The sequence below is a fragment of the uncultured Abyssibacter sp. genome (assembly GCF_964000955.1).
Lineage (GTDB): Bacteria > Pseudomonadota > Gammaproteobacteria > Nevskiales > OUC007 > Abyssibacter.
Genome location: NZ_CAXFCL010000287.1, coordinates 1 through 15,060 on the forward strand (window position 1 = coordinate 1; position 15,060 = coordinate 15,060).

10 protein-coding genes and 1 tRNA gene are annotated in these 15,060 nt (G+C 67.2%); 10 read left to right on the top strand and 1 reads right to left on the bottom strand.

Features of this window, described 5'->3' with window-relative positions; genetic code table 11:
- The 7 genes from ABNS06_RS13780 to ABNS06_RS13810 all read left to right on the top strand — a co-directional run.
- A partial coding sequence (locus ABNS06_RS13780; protein WP_348675170.1) for a tetratricopeptide repeat protein occupies window positions 1–1,121 on the top strand: 1,121 nt, incomplete at its 5' end.
- Window positions 1,122–1,198: 77 nt separating this feature from the next.
- Window positions 1,199–1,275 (top strand) — tRNA-Arg (locus tag ABNS06_RS13785).
- A gap of 130 nt (window positions 1,276–1,405) precedes the next feature.
- Entirely contained in the window at window positions 1,406–1,756 is a 351-nt protein-coding gene (locus tag ABNS06_RS13790) for a hypothetical protein (protein ID WP_348675171.1), read from the top strand.
- A gap of 239 nt (window positions 1,757–1,995) precedes the next feature.
- A complete protein-coding gene (locus ABNS06_RS13795; protein ID WP_348675172.1) occupies window positions 1,996–3,288 on the top strand; it encodes a TolC family protein in 1,293 nt (430 codons plus the stop codon).
- Window positions 3,285–5,051: an efflux RND transporter periplasmic adaptor subunit gene (locus tag ABNS06_RS13800; RefSeq protein ID WP_348675173.1), complete on the top strand. Its 1,767-nt coding sequence runs from the start codon at window positions 3,285–3,287 to the stop codon at window positions 5,049–5,051. Before ABNS06_RS13795 ends, ABNS06_RS13800 begins: the two co-directional genes overlap by 4 nt.
- The gene (locus ABNS06_RS13805; protein ID WP_348675174.1) at window positions 5,048–5,452 is read left to right on the top strand and encodes a copper-binding protein; all 405 of its coding nucleotides are present in this window, start codon (window positions 5,048–5,050) and stop codon (window positions 5,450–5,452) included. Before ABNS06_RS13800 ends, ABNS06_RS13805 begins: the two co-directional genes overlap by 4 nt.
- Window positions 5,449–8,580, top strand: a complete 3,132-nt coding sequence (locus tag ABNS06_RS13810) for a CusA/CzcA family heavy metal efflux RND transporter (protein ID WP_348675175.1) — start codon at window positions 5,449–5,451, stop codon at window positions 8,578–8,580. Before ABNS06_RS13805 ends, ABNS06_RS13810 begins: the two co-directional genes overlap by 4 nt.
- Window positions 8,581–8,582: 2 nt before the next feature.
- Here the strand turns inward: ABNS06_RS13810 and ABNS06_RS13815 are convergent, their stop codons facing one another.
- Entirely contained in the window at window positions 8,583–8,993 is a 411-nt protein-coding gene (locus ABNS06_RS13815; RefSeq protein WP_348675176.1) for a MerR family transcriptional regulator, read from the bottom strand.
- A 77-nt stretch (window positions 8,994–9,070) separates the two neighbouring features.
- Here ABNS06_RS13815 and ABNS06_RS13820 point away from each other — a divergent pair, with 77 nt between their 5' ends.
- From ABNS06_RS13820 to ABNS06_RS13830, 3 genes are all read left to right on the top strand, one after another.
- The gene (locus tag ABNS06_RS13820; protein WP_348675177.1) at window positions 9,071–11,332 is read left to right on the top strand and encodes a copper-translocating P-type ATPase; all 2,262 of its coding nucleotides are present in this window, start codon (window positions 9,071–9,073) and stop codon (window positions 11,330–11,332) included.
- A gap of 240 nt (window positions 11,333–11,572) precedes the next feature.
- Window positions 11,573–13,276 carry a choline dehydrogenase gene (locus tag ABNS06_RS13825; protein ID WP_348675178.1) on the top strand — a complete coding sequence of 568 codons (1,704 nt, stop codon included), beginning with the start codon at window positions 11,573–11,575 and terminating at the stop codon, window positions 13,274–13,276.
- 215 nt (window positions 13,277–13,491) lie between these two features.
- Window positions 13,492–15,057, top strand: coding sequence for an NAD(P)/FAD-dependent oxidoreductase (locus ABNS06_RS13830; RefSeq protein ID WP_348675179.1), 1,566 nt, complete (start codon window positions 13,492–13,494; stop codon window positions 15,055–15,057).
- Window positions 15,058–15,060 lie beyond the last annotated feature (3 nt).

The window sequence follows — 15,060 nt, forward strand, 5'->3', positions numbered from 1 at the left end:
CGCTGGTCTGGCCCGGCGTGGTGGTCGGGGAGGATTCCCTGGCGCGCGCCGTGTCCAAGCTCCGGCGCGCACTGGGTGACCGGACCCAGGCGCCGGCCTATGTCGAGACGATCCCCAAGCGTGGCTATCGGTTGATTGCCGAGGTTCGGCCGGATCGGAGCGACCCCGAGGTGCAGCCCGGACCGGGCTCAGGGTCGCGCCCGCGGCCATGGAGACTGGCGGGTGCCCTGGTGCTGCTGAGTCTGATCGCGGCGCTCGTGTTCCATCGGATGAATGACGGGTCGCCGTCAGCCGCGGCGACATCGCCCGCATCCGACGCAGCCCAATCGGCCGGCGCCGAGGGACTGGCCGATCGCGCGCACGATCTGTACATGCGGTTCACCCGAGCCGACAACGAATCCGCGATCGTGCTGTACGAGCGGGCAATCGCGATCGATCCGGCCTATGCGCCGGCGCAGGCGGGCCTCGCCAACGCGCTGGTGCAGCGGGTGGTGCGCTGGCAGTCGGCGCCAGGTGACGATTCGTCGGCGAATTCGCTGGGCGATGCGTTGGCGCAGGGCATCACTCAGGGGCCCGACATGGCCTCCGTCCTCGCCCGCTCGGAAGCGCTTGCCGCCCGCGCCGTTCGACTGGCGCCACGCGATGCGGACGCGCACAAGGCGCTTGGCTTCGCCTATTCGGCCCAGGGCAAGCTGGACGAAGCTCGCGAGAGCTACCAGCGCGCCATCCAACTTGATGCCACGGCCTGGGAGGCCATGATCAACCTGGGCGAACTCGCATCCATTGGCGGTGACACCGCCGAAGCGCTTCGCTGGTACGAACAGGCCTTCGCCACCATGAATCGTCAGTACGCGGAAGAGCCGCAGCGCATCGGCCCGTGGCGGGCGCCCCTGGGCATTCTCATCGGGGACGCTCATCTGGCGTCGGGTGACGCGGTGACCGCCGAGGGCTGGTATCGCCGCGTGCTCGATCAGACGCCTCTTGAACCCGTAGCCACCGTGCGTCTCGCCAAGCTGCTGCGCGCTCGGGGTGATGCCGACCAGGCCGCGAGGCTTTGTCGCGAGTTGTCGCAGCGTGTCGGGTCCCGGGAGGGATGCCCCAGTGGTCCGCCGGAGCCGTAGCGGCTGCCCGGGCGTCGGCACGTGGATGTCCGTCACCGCAGACCTGACGACGCGCATCGCCTAGAATGGCAACCCACGCGCCTGTAGCTCAGCTGGATAGAGCATCGGCCTTCTAAGCCGGCGGTCGCAGGTTCGAATCCTGCCGGGCGCGCCATTCCCAATCGGCTCCGGGCAGACGTGATCCGCGTCTCATCCGGTCTCGGCCGTCCTGCGACGGACACTGCCGTCTTGACTCTCGACCACGGTCCAGGGTTTATGATGAAGCTGGATAGTCCTGACCGCCGATGAAAACAGCCACCTACATTCTCCTGACGATCGTGATGATCTGGATGCCGGTCGGCACGGCGACGGCGTTCGTCTGCGGGTCGCCCGCGCCGATGATGCATGACGAGGCCGGCAGCGAGATGGCCGGTGAGCCGGAGCGCTGTCACGGTAAGGTTCACATGGACGATTCCGACATGTCGGCCGGCGAGTGCGCCAGCCTCTGCGCCGCGCTGGCGCATGTGTCGCTGCCGGCGGATGCCTTGATCCTGCCGGGTGTTCAGGCGACGGAGGCATTGATCGAATCGTATCCGGCGCGCTTGCTGCCGGCTCACAGCCACCCACCGATACGACCACCACAAGATCATTCCTGAACCCGATTCGTCCGGCGCCTGAACCGCGCCGCCGATTTGCCTCTTCAGGAAGATCCCATGAGAACGTTCTACACCGGCGCAGCGGCCGGCCTTCGGGCTGTTCGCGCGCCGAGTCAGGCGGTCGCCCGTGACAGGGTGCTTTCCGTCTTGCCCCTCGCATGCGGTCAGCGTGTGGCCGGCGGATTCGCCGATTCCGTTGACACTCGTTTGCTCGTCGCTGTCGGCGGGCGCGGGGTTCCATGCCCCAAGCCAGCGGAGGCGGTGTCGTGACCCGGCTGATCGTCGGGCTTGCGCTGGCGACGCTGGTCAACCTCTGTAGCGCCGCGGGCGGTGCCGGACAACGCATGCTCAGTGGCGAGGAGCTGGTTCGCGAGGTGCTTGCGCGCCATCCCGGTCCACAGGCGCTGGCCCAGGCCCTTGCTGCTGCCGAGGCCCGGGTCGGTCCGGCCGGCGCGCTGCCTGATCCGGTGCTCGGCTGGGCGGTTGCGCCGGAGACGATCGGTGACGAGGACCTCGGAACCCGGCAGATCTGGCAGATCAGCCAGGCCATCCCGTGGCCCGGCAAGCTGGACCTGAAACGCGAGGCGGCCCAGGCTGCCAGTCAGGCACAGGCCATGGATCTCGAGAGTCTGCGGCTCCAGGTCGTCGAACAGGCGAGGCGCCAGTTCGGTCAGTGGTATCTGGTCCACCAGGCGCTGGCGATCAATGCCGATGATCAGGCGTTGCTGCGCGAGCTGGGTGAGGTCGCGACACAGCTCTACGCCAGTGGCCGCGGCACTCAGCAGGCGGTGCTTCAGGCCGGTTTGCGTGAGGTCAGCCTGCGCCGCGAGGCACTGGAGCTGGTGAAACGTCAGCGGACGATCGCGGCGACAATCAACGCGCTGCGTGACCAGCCCGTGGAGACGCCGCTGGGCGCGCCGGCATCTTGGCCGGAGCCACCCGGCCTGCCGCCGCTCGCGGTGCTGATCGAAACCGCGCAGGCGCGCCAGCCCGCGCTCCAGGCGCTGGACGCCCGCGAGCGGATGTACGCGCACCGCGCCGAGCTCGCGCAGCGTGATCGCATGCCCGACCTGCGCCTGAACCTGAGCCATCTCGGCACGCTCGATCCACCGGAAAAGCGTCTGCAGGCGGGTGTCAGCCTGAACCTGCCGCTGAACTTCGACCGGCGACGTCAGGAGGTAGAGGCCGCGCGCGCCGATGTCCAGCGCGCGCATTGGGCACAACGGGACCTCTCCGGGCAGGTCGCCGCGGCCGTCGCCGGTGCGCATGCGCAGGTCCAGCAGTCGCGTCAGACCCTGGCGCTGTACCGCAACGAACTGCTGCCGCTGGCCAGGCAGAATCTCGCGGCCGCTCAGGCCGACTGGCAAACCGGTGCCGGTGACTTTCAGGCCGTCGTCGACGCGCAACAGCAACTGCTGGAAACGCGCCTCGGGGTCGAGCGCGCCCGGGTGGAGGAATGGACCGCCCGCGCCGCGCTGGCGACTCAGGTGGCCGACCCGACTCTGCATCTTTTTCAGGAGACTCGACCATGAGCCTGCGCACATTGATTTCGGGCGCGCTGCTGCTGGCCGTCGGCGGACTGGCCGGCTGGTTGCTGGCGGGCAACGGCGCTCACGACATGGCCGGCATGGAGTCCGGAGGCGGTGACGGCCCCTGCGCCGATGGCGCCGCGCCACGGCACTGGGCGGCACCGATGGATCCCAGCTACCAGCGCGACGAACCCGGCAAGTCGCCCATGGGCATGGACCTGGTGCCGGTGTGCGCCGAAGGCGGGGGGGCGGGCGGCGCCGATGTCACCATCACCCCGGCCGTCGTGCAGAACCTCGGGGTAAGGACCGCGACGGTGGAACGCCGCGCGCTGTCCCGCGAGATTCCGGCGGTGGGGACGGTTGCCTACGACGAGAACAGCTTCCAGATGATTCATGCGCGGGCCGAAGGCTGGCTCGAGCAGCTGTCGGTGGCCACCGAGGGTGGCGCGGTCAGGGCCGGCGAACTCCTGTATGCCCTGTTCTCGCCCAAGCTGACCGCCGCCGAGCAGGAGTACCTGACCGCGCGCGCATCGGGTCGCTCGGCGCTGGTGCGGGCGGCCGCGGAACGGCTCGCGGCACTGGGCTACAGCGATGCGCAGATTCGCGCCCTGCGACAGCGAGGTGAACCGGCCCGGCAGCTGCGACAGACCGCGGAGTCCGATGGCGTGGTCGCCATGCTGGGTGTGCGTGACGGTCAGTTCATCTCGCCGGGCACGCACATGATGACGCTGGCCAGCCTGGAGACCGTCTGGGTGCTGGTCGACCTCATGGAGCGTGACGCGGGCCTGGTGCGAGAGGGATTGTCGGCGACGGCAACCGTCGATGCCTATCCGGGCCGGCGGTGGCAGGGTCGGGTCGATTACGTCTATCCCAGTCTCGATCCGGTGACCCGCACCGTTACGGCGAGGCTGGTCTTCGACAACGCGGATGGAGCCCTGCGGCCGAACATGTTCGCTCGCGCGACGATCCGGGCCGAACCGCTGGACAACGCGTTGACCGTGCCGTCCGCGGCGGTGATTCGTGGCGGCGCAGGAGACCGCGTGGTGAGGCGCGTGGGCGACGGCGCCTTTGACGTGGTGCCGGTGACGATCGGCCTGCGTGCCGGAAACGACCTGCAGGTGCTGGAGGGCGTGGCTGCCGGCGATCAGGTCGTGGTGTCCGGGCAGTTCCTGATCGACTCGGAGGCGAATCTCGACGCCGAGACCCTGCGGCTGCAAGCGGTGCATCCCGGCGGCATGGCCATGGGCGTGGTCCGGTCGCTGGACGAGGCCGCCGGCACCATCATGCTGGAGCATGGCCCGATCACGCCGCTGGGTGAGGGCGGACTGGCGATGCCGGGCATGACCATGTCCTTCGAGCTTGCCGCGGACGTGGCGGACGTACGGGTCGGTGACCGGGTCGAGGTCACGGTCACGCAACCCGCGGCGGGTCGCTATCAGGTCACCGGGATTCAGCCGTCCGACACCATGGACGGCATGGATGCGGGAGGCGGGCCGCGTCACGGCGATCACGCGATGCGTGAGGCCGCCATGCCGATGGAGTCCGGCGAGGGCATGACCAGCGGCCGCGTGATCGCGGTCGATCGGGAACACCGCCGGATCACGCTGGAACACGAACCGATTGAATCCATGGGCATGCCGGCGATGACCATGCCCTTTCCCGTGAGCCCGGAGATCGACCTCGGCGCCGTCGAAGCCGGCGACGAACTGCTTTTCGGTCTGGACGACCAGACCATGACCATCAATCAAATGGAGGCGGGACAATGAAGAATTACAACACGCTGTTTGCACTGGGCTTGACCCTGGCCCTGACGGGACTGGCGCCGGCGGCGCTGGCCGCCAAGGACGATGGCGACGGCCATGCGATGAACGGCCACATGGATCACCACGGCGCCGCGCACGACCACGCGATGGACCACGGCGAGATGTCGATGTCCGAGACCGCGAAGGACGGGATGACCCGGGCCAAGGTCATGGGCGTGGATCGCGACAGGCGTCGTGTCACCTTGAATCATGAGCCGATCGAATCGGTGGGCATGCCCGGCATGACCATGCCCTTCCCGGTGGGGCCGGATGTCGACCTGGACGCCGTGGAGCAGGGTGACGACGTTCGCTTCACGCTCAAGCACGGCACGATGATGGTGGACAGGCTGGAGCCGGAGCGTTGATCGCCCGCATCATCAACTGGTCGGTCAACAACCGGCCACTGGTCCTGATCGCGACGCTGTTTCTGGTGGTCGCCGGCCTGATGGCGGTGAAGAACACCGCGGTAGACGCGATCCCGGACCTGTCGGACGTGCAGGTCATCATCCGCACGCCGTTCGCCGGGCAGGCTCCGAGAGTGGTTGAGGAGCAGGTGACCTATCCATTGTCCACCGCGATGCTCGCGGTACCGGGTGCGGCGACCGTGCGTGGCTACTCGTTCTTCGGTGATTCCTACGTCTATATCCTGTTCGAGGACGGCACCGATCCGTACTGGGCTCGCTCGCGGGTGCTGGAGTACCTGTCGCAGGTGGCGCCCAACCTGCCGGCTGACGCGAGGCCGGCCCTGGGGCCGGACGCCACCGGAGTCGGCTGGGTCTACGAGTACGCACTGGTCGATCGCAGCGGGCGGCACGATCTGTCCGAGCTGACCTCGCTGCAGAACTGGTTCCTGAAATACGAGTTGCAGACCGTTGACGGCGTGTCCGAGGTGGCCACCGTGGGCGGCATGGTGCGCCAGTATCAGGTGGTCGTGGATCCGGACAAGCTGCGGTCACTGAACATGCCCCTGATGCGGGTGCACCAGGCCATTCAGGCCGCCAACCAGGAGTCGGGTGGCGCCGTGGTGGAGATGGCCGAGGCCGAGTACATGGTGCGGGCCACCGGGTATCTGAGCGGGGTCGACGATCTGGAGGCGATTCCGCTGCGCACCACCTCGGACGGCGTGGTCGTGCGTCTGGCCGATGTGGCCGACGTGCGTCTGGGCCCGCAGTTGCGGCGTGGCATCGCCGAACTGAACGGGGAGGGCGAGGTCGTCGGCGGCGTGATCGTGATGCGCTTTGGCGAGAATGCGCAGGCCACCATCGAGCGCGTCAAGGCCAAGCTCGCCCAGCTGCGCTCCAGCCTGCCCGACGGCGTGGAGGTGGTGACGGTCTACGACCGTTCCGATCTCATCGGCCGGGCGGTGAGCAATCTCTACCGCACGCTGATCGAGGAGTTCCTCATCGTCGCGCTGGTCTGCGCGCTATTCCTGTTTCACCTGCGCTCCGCTTTGGTCGCGATCGTCAGCCTGCCGGTCGGGATTCTCGGCGCGTTCCTGATCATGCGGTTCCAGGGCCTGAACGCGAACATCATGTCGTTGGGCGGCATTGCGATCGCGATCGGGGCGATGGTCGATGCCGCCATCGTGATGATCGAGAACCTCCACAAGCACATGGAGCGCGAGGACGATGCCCGCGACACCTGGCAGCGCGTGGTCGATGCTTCCAGCGAGGTGGGGCCGGCGCTGTTCTTTTCGCTGCTGATCATCACGCTCAGTTTCCTGCCGGTGTTCACGCTGGAGGCGCAGGAGGGGCGGATGTTCGCGCCACTGGCTTTCACCAAGACCTACGCGATGGCGGTGTCCGCCGGGCTTGCGATCACGCTGGTGCCGGTGCTGATGGGCTATTTCGTCAGGGGACGGATACGGCCGGAGCGTGAGAACCCGATCAATCGCCTGTTGATGGCGGCCTACCGGCCGGTGATTCATGCCGTGCTGCGTGCGCCCTGGCTGGTGCTCGGGGCCGGTGTCGTCGTACTGGCCGCGACCTGGTATCCGGCCAGCCGACTGGGTTCGGAGTTCATGCCGCCGCTGGACGAGGGCGACTGGATGTACATGCCGACCACCCGTCCGGGCATCTCGGTCGGCAAGGCGCGGCAGGTGCTGCAGCAAACCGACAAGCTCATCAAGTCGGTGCCGGAAGTGGAGTCCGTGTTCGGCAAGATCGGTCGCGCGGATACCGCCACCGATCCGGCGCCACTGACCATGATCGAGACCACGATCACCTTCAAGCCGCAAAGTGAATGGCGCGAAGGTATGACGCTGGATGACATCCGCGAGGAGATTCGGCAGCGCGTCAGGCTTCCCGGGGTCACCAACGCCTGGGTGATGCCGATCAAGACCCGAATCGACATGCTGGCCACCGGTATCAAGACTCCGGTGGGCGTCAAGATCAGCGGGGCCGATCTGACCCGGATCCAGGCGATCGGACGCCAACTGGAGGACATTCTCCCGCAGGTGCGTGGCACGGCCAGCGTTTATGCGGAGCGCGTGGCCGGAGGCCGCTACATCACCGTGGACATCGATCGCGAACGCGCCGGACGCCTGGGCCTGAACATCGCCGACGTGCAGGCGGTGGTGCGCGCCGCCATCGGGGGCATGAACGTGACCCAGACCGTCGAAGGCCTGGAGCGTTACCCGGTCAATCTGCGGTATCCACAGGCGGTCCGGGACTCCGTGGAAGCGATTGATGCGCTGCCGATTGTCACGCCCACCGGTGCCCAGGTGGCCCTGGGTGATGTCGCCGAGGTGCGGGTCGAGGATGGCCCGCCGATGATCAAGAGCGAGAACGCGCGGCCGGCCGGCTGGGTGTTCGTCGACATCGCCGATCGCGACATCGGCTCTTATGTCAGCGACGCGAAATCGGTGGTCGAGCAGGCGCTGGATCTGCCGCCTGGCTACACGCTGCACTGGTCGGGGCAGTACGAATACATGGAACGCGCGAAACAGAAGCTCGCGCTGGTGGTGCCGGCAACCCTGGCGGTGATAGCGTTGCTGCTCTACCTGGCGTTCCGCAGTCTGGCCCAGGTCGCGATCATTCTCGGCACGGTGCCGCTGGCGCTGATTGGCGGCGTCTGGTTGCTTTATCTGCTGGACTATCAGCTGTCGGTCGCCGTCGGGGTGGGATTCATCGCGCTGGCGGGCGTGGCCACCGAAATCGGCGTGGTCATGCTGGTCTACCTGAACATGGCCAGAGACCGGCTGATTGCCGCGGCCACCGAACCGGGCGGCGCACCGTCGCCGGGGGAATGGCGGCAGGCGGTGGCGGACGGCGCCGGATTGCGACTACGGCCCGTGGTGATGACCACGGCGACGCTGATCTTCGGTTTGCTGCCCGTGATGATGAATCAGGGCACCGGCTCGGAAGTGATGCACCGCATCGCGGCGCCACTGTTCGGCGGCGCGATCAGCGCACTGCTGCTGAGCCTGGTGGTGATTCCGGCCGTTTATCTGATCGCGTACCGGCGCGGTGTCTGCGGTGCGGCTCGGGGGTGATCTCAGTCCGCCGGGGGCGCACCGGCCGACAGCGACTGGATGATGGGGCATTGGTGCGGATCGCCGTGCCCCGGACAGGCATCGATGACCGTCTTGAGGCCGCGGCGGACGCTTTGCAGCTCCCGGATGCGACGTTCAACGTCATCCAGTTTCGCGGACGCGGCGGCCCGCACGGCGCTCATGTCCGTACCGCTGCTCAGTTCCAGCAGCTCGCCGATTTCGGTGAGCGTGAAGCCCAGCTGCTTGGCCCGCCGGATGAAGTGCAGACGTTCGACGGCGCTGTCGTCATAGACGCGATATCCGGAGGGCCGGCGTTGCGGCTCCGCCAGCAGCCGCTCGCGTTCGTAGTAGCGAATGGTGTCGATGTTGACACCCGTGGCCTTGGCCAGCCGACCGATCGTCATGCCGCTCATGGCGCGCTCCATATCTCTTGACTCTGGACCAGACTCCAGATTGTAAGCTGGTCGCATTCAAATTCGGAGTGTTCGCCGTGGAAGATCATTCGCACTGTCAGCACCATCATCACGACGCGAGCAAGCCGGCAGCGCCGGTGAATGCCGCGATCTGGACCTGCCCGATGCACCCGGACGTGCAGGCGTCGTCCCCCGGCGCCTGCCCCAGCTGCGGCATGGCATTGGAGCCGCGGACGCCGATGCCGCGACGGACGCAGTACACCTGTCCGATGCATCCAGAGATCGTTCGTGATGAACCGGGTGACTGTCCCATCTGCGGCATGGCGCTTGAACCCATGGTGCCCACCGGGCAGGAGGACGATGGCGAACTGCGCGACATGCAGCGACGGTTCCGGCTGGGCGTTGTCCTGTCGCTGCCTCTGCTGGTGATCGCGATGGGGCCCATGCTGGGCCTGCCGCTGCATGGCGCCTGGACAGCCTGGGCGGAGCTGGTGCTGGCGACGCCGGTGGTGTTGTGGGCCGGCTGGCCGTTCTTCGTCCGTGGCTGGGTCTCGCTGCGGGGCTGGAATCTCAACATGTTCACGCTGATCGCACTGGGCACGGGCAGCGCCTGGCTTTATTCGCTGGTCGCGACCCTGATGCCGGGCGTGTTGCCCGAGGCGTTTCTGGAGCATGGCCGCGCGCCGCTGTATTTCGAGGCGGCGGCCGTGATCGTGACGCTGGTCCTGCTCGGCCAGGTGCTGGAGGCGCGGGCCCGTGCGCGCACCTCCGGCGCCATCCGGGCGCTGCTCGAGCTCGCGCCCAGCATCGCGCACCGGCTGGACGACAGCGGACGCGAGTCCGATGTGCCGCTTGAGCAGGTGCAGACCGGGGATCGGCTGCGCGTGCGCCCTGGCGAGAAGGTGCCGGTGGACGGCGTGATCGCCGAGGGGGCGAGTCACGTGGATGAGTCGATGCTCAGCGGCGAACCCGACCCGGTGCGCAAGACGGAGGGCGACAGCCTGTCCGCCGGCACGGTCAACGGCAACGGCAGTCTGGTGATGACGGCCGAGCGCGTCGGCGCCGACACGCTGTTGTCCCAGATCGTGACGATGGTCGCGGATGCCCAGCGCTCACGGGCGCCGGTGCAAAGCCTGGTCGACAAGGTGGCCGCGTGGTTCGTGCCGGCGGTCGTGGTCTGCGCGGTGGCGGCGGCCGTGGCCTGGGCCCTGCTCGGCCCGAGTCCGGCACTGGCGCATGCGCTGCTGGCCGCCGTGTCCGTGCTGATTGTTGCCTGTCCCTGCGCGCTGGGGCTGGCGACGCCGATGTCGATCATGGTCGGCGTGGGCCGTGGCGCGGAGCAGGGCGTACTGGTCAAGGATGCCGCGGCGCTGGAGCGTCTGGAACAGGTCGACACCCTGGTGGTGGACAAGACCGGGACCTTGACGGAAGGGCGACCGCGACTCACCGGCGTGCATCCCCTGGGCGATGAGTCCGAGGCTGAGCTGTTGCGCCTCGCGGCCTCGGTGGAAGCCGCCAGCGAGCATCCGCTGGCCCGCGCCATCGTCGACGCGGCGCGGGATCGCGAGCTGGACCTGGCACCCGCCGATGACTTCGATAGCGACGCCGGGCTGGGCGTCTGGGCGACGGTGCAGGGTCGTCGGGTCGCGGTGGGCAACACGCATCTGGCGGAGCGTGAATCGGCGGAGCTGTCCGCGGTGCGCGACGCTGCGGAGGCCGCGCGAGCCGGCGGCGCCACCGTCGTGTATCTGGTCGTCGACGGCCGGCTCGCCGCCTGGCTCAGCATCGCCGACGCCATCAAGGGCACCACGGCCGATGCCATGGGGCAGCTGCGGCATGCAGGCATTCGCGTGATCATGCTGACCGGTGACGGTCGCGCTACCGCCGAACATGTGGCGCAGCAGCTGGGCATCGACGAGGTGCATGCCGAGGTGATGCCGCAGGACAAGGCACGGATCGTCTCCGAGCTGCAGGAACAGGGGCGGGTCGTCGCCATGGCCGGGGACGGCATCAATGACGCGCCGGCACTGGCCAAGGCCGATGTCGGCATCGCGATGGGGACCGGCGCGGATGTCGCCGTCGAGTCGGCCGGTGTCACCCTGGTGCGCGGCGACTTGCTGGGTGTCGCCATCGCCATCCGCCTGTCGCGGGCGACGATGCGGAACATTCGCCAGAACCTGTGGTTCGCGTTCGGCTACAACAGCCTGGGCGTGCCGGTAGCCGCTGGTGTGCTGTATCCGTTTTTCGGATTGCTGCTGTCGCCGATGATCGCCGCCGCCGCGATGAGCCTGTCGTCGGTGTCCGTGATCGGGAACGCGCTGCGGCTGCGGCGCGTCTGAACCGGGTGCGCGAGTTTTTCTTTGTTGATAAAAGAATTAGATATAAATCAACGAACTATTATTAATAATTGATGTTGTTTATGACGGCGTTTGGAGGGCGCATCGTCAGCCCGAGACCGTTGCCGCGCAGCTTGGTGGTCGGGCCGCCGTGATCCCGTCATGACGTGGGCGCCGCTTGCGCCATGTTCTGGCCCGGTCAAGAATGGACTTTTGTCAAAATAAGTCCTCGATCCCGGTCGGATGACCGATCGTCGGCGGCGCGGCCTGCGCACCGATGGAGCGGCGACACGGGATCGACCGCGGCAACAGGAGACCGCGTTGAACTACGACTACATCATCATCGGGGGCGGCAGCGCCGGCTGCGTGCTGGCCAACCGGTTGTCGGCCGACCCCGCCAACCGCGTCTGCCTGGTGGAAGCGGGCCCGGTGGATCGCAATCCGCTCATCCACATGCCGTTCGGCATTGGCGCCCTGGTCGGCAAGGCCTTCGTCAACTGGGCGTTCTGGAGCACCCCGCAACGGGAGTTGGGCGGGCGTCGGACCTACCAGCCGCGCGGCAAGACGCTGGGCGGCAGCAGCAGTATCAACGCCACGGTCTGTACCCGCGGACATGCGAGCGACTACGACCGCTGGGCGGAACTGGGCTGCACGGGCTGGTCCTATGCCGATGTCCTGCCGTACTTCCGCCGTTCGGAGACCTACCGGGCGCCCTTGGCGGACCGGGACCGTCCGTTTCACGGGACCGACGGTCCGCTGTCGGTCAGCGAGCGCCGTTACACGAACCCCTTGTCCGAAGCCTTCGTCGAGGCCGGCGTCCAGGCCGGCTATGCACGCAATGACGATTTCAACGGCGCCGACCAGGAAGGGGTGGGGCAGTTCAAGGTGTTCCAGATCGATGGGCAGCGCTGCAGCAATGCACGTGGTTATCTGACGCCGGAGGTCCTGGCCCGGCCCAACCTGGAGATCCGCACGGGCCTGCAATGCACGCGGGTGCTGCTGGACGGCGATCTCGCGACGGGGGTGGAATGCGATGACGGCAGGCAACGGATCACGTTGAACGCCGCGCGGGAGGTGATTCTCAGCGCCGGTGCGTTCCAGTCCCCGCAGCTGCTGATGCTGTCCGGCATCGGGCCCAGAGAGGAGCTGACGCGTCACGGGGTTCCTGTGGTGGTCGACGCCCCGGAGGTCGGTGCCAACCTGCAGGACCACCTTGAGGTGATCGTGGAGACCCGCGCCCGGTCCAGGGTCGGATTCGCCGCGCGTGGACGCGGCTGGTGGACGCTGATCAAGGGTTTGTTCCAGTACCTGTTCCGCCGCACGGGGCCGTACACCAGCAATGGTCCGGAGGCGGGCGGCTTCATCCGTTCCCGTGCCGGAGAGGACATCCCCGACATGCAGTGGCATTTCTCCGCCGTGGCGAACCTGAAACATGGCCTGGAGATGTCCGTGTTGCTCAAGCGGTTCGGATACATCGTTTACGTCTACGCGCTCCGGCCCAGGTCCAGGGGCTGGGTGCGTCTGGCCAGCGGCAACCCGCTGGATGCACCGGAGATCGACCCGAACTATCTCGCCGAGCCGGAGGACGTGAGCGATCTGGTACGTGGCGTGCGCAAGACGCGGGAGCTGCTGGCGCAGCCAGCGTTCGACGCCCATCGGGATGTCGAGCTGCATCCGGGACCCGACGTGGAAAGCGACGAGGCCCTGGAGGACTTCGTGCGCCGCACGGCGGAGACGACCTACCACCCCGTGGGCACCTGCCGCATGGGCGGAGACGACCGGTCGGTCGTCGACCCTGATCTGAAGGTGCGCGGGGTGCGGGCACTGCGCGTGGTGGATGCGTCGGTGATGCCGACCCTGGTCGGCGCCAACACCAACGCCGGCACGACGATGATTGCGGAGAAGGGAGCCGACCTGATCCTGCTGGGTGCGACAGCAGGCTCCTGAACGATTGTTAAATTGACAAAAGTCATTATATTGATAAGGTCATCGCCACAGATGCTGGCTCTCCCGTGGGGGGAGGCCGGATTCGGAGGAGGCAGCGCCACCAAGCGTCGGGCATCCCACCCGATGGCTGGCCGCAATGACCTCGGCGTCGCGGTGTGCGGGCTTGCTCGTTCGCGCGTTGGTGTTTCCGCGACCGCGTCGTACCCTCCTCCTACATGTGCGCGGATGCCCCGGGGCGGGTCGATGCCGGCCCGGGCGATGACCAAGGCGAGGACGTGATGGTGGGAACAGGAACTTCAAGCTGCCGCGTCGCCGTGATCGGCGCCGGGTTTGGCGGCCTGGGGATGGCGTACTACCTCAAGCAGGCGGGTATTGACGATTTCGTGGTGCTGGAGAAGGGCGACGAGGTCGGCGGCACCTGGCGCGAGAACACCTATCCCGGCGCCGCCTGCGACATTCCGTCGCATCTCTACTCCTTCTCCTTCGAGAATCACTACCCCTGGTCCAGCCGCTACGCCCCGCAGCCCGAAATTCTGGGCTACATGAAGCATTGCGCGGACAAGTACGGGCTGCGTTCGCATATCCGCTTTGGCGCCGAAGTCGCCGAGGCACGGTACGAGGAGGCCTCCGGGCACTGGATATTGACGCTGGCGGACGGCTCGACCTTGCGCGCCGGTCACGTGGTCAGCGCGGTTGGTCAGTTGCACCGTCCGGCGACTCCGGACATTCCGGGGCTGGGCCGCTTCGAGGGACACCGCTTTCACTCCGCCCGCTGGGACCATGAGCACGACCTGAGCGGTCGTCGGGTCGCGGTCATCGGCACCGGTGCCAGCGCGATCCAGTTCGTTCCCGCGATCGCCGACCGGGTGGCGCAGATGTACGTGTTTCAGCGTTCGCCGGGGTGGGTGATTCCCAAGTTCGAACGCGTGTTCTCCGGGTTCGAGCAATGGCTGTTTCGTAAATTTCCGATCCTGCATGACATCGACCGCTTCCGGATCAGGATGATCACCGAGACGCTTGCCCGCGCCTACTCCGGGAATCGGTTCATCGAACGGCTGGTGACCTGGTTGTCGAAGGCGCAGTTCCGTACCCAGGTGCGTGATCCGGCGATGCGGAAGAAATTGACGCCTGACTATCCGATCGGCTGCAAGCGCATTCTGCTGACCCGCGACTGGCTGCCGACGCTGATGCGTCCCAACGTCGAACCGGTGACCGATGGCATCACCGAGATCACGGCCCATGGTGTTCGCACCGAGGATGGTCAGGAGCGGCAGGTCGACACCCTCATCTTTGGCACCGGATTCGCCGCCACGCAGTTCCTGACGCCGATGCGTGTCGTCGGCCGCGACGGTCGCGATCTGCACGAGGACTGGCGGCGGGGCGCCGCGGCCTATCTAGGCATGGAGGTCAGCGGCTATCCGAACTTCCATGTGCTCTACGGCCCCAACACCAACCTGGGGTCCGGGTCGATCATCTACATGCTGGAATGCCAGCAGCGCTACATCGTGCAGTTGCTCCAGGATCAGAATGCGCGTGGCTGGAGAGCAGCGGAAATCAGCGAGCAGGCGGAGCAGGCCTGGATCGAGGAAATGCGTCACCGCAGCGCCACCACCAGCTTCGAAGGGGGCTGCCGCAGCTGGTACGTGACGGCCGACGGCGTCAACACGAACAACTGGACGGGGCTGATGCGCGAATACCGCGACCGGACCGCGAAGCCGTTGATGACGGCGTACCGGCTGACGCCCGCCGTCGCGGACGAACGGCGTCAGGTCGCCGCCTGACCT

Excerpts from the sequence above, each read along its gene's own strand:
- ABNS06_RS13790 (WP_348675171.1), top strand. The coding sequence starts at position 1,406 with ATGAAAACAGCCACCTACATTCTCCTGACGATCGTGATGATCTGGATG.
- ABNS06_RS13795 (WP_348675172.1), top strand. The coding sequence starts at position 1,996 with ATGCCCCAAGCCAGCGGAGGCGGTGTCGTGACCCGGCTGATCGTCGGG.
- ABNS06_RS13800 (WP_348675173.1), top strand. The coding sequence starts at position 3,285 with ATGAGCCTGCGCACATTGATTTCGGGCGCGCTGCTGCTGGCCGTCGGC.
- ABNS06_RS13805 (WP_348675174.1), top strand. The coding sequence starts at position 5,048 with ATGAAGAATTACAACACGCTGTTTGCACTGGGCTTGACCCTGGCCCTG.
- ABNS06_RS13815 (WP_348675176.1), bottom strand. The coding sequence starts at position 8,993 with ATGAGCGGCATGACGATCGGTCGGCTGGCCAAGGCCACGGGTGTCAAC.
- ABNS06_RS13825 (WP_348675178.1), top strand. The coding sequence starts at position 11,573 with ATGACCGATCGTCGGCGGCGCGGCCTGCGCACCGATGGAGCGGCGACA.
- ABNS06_RS13830 (WP_348675179.1), top strand. The coding sequence starts at position 13,492 with ATGTGCGCGGATGCCCCGGGGCGGGTCGATGCCGGCCCGGGCGATGAC.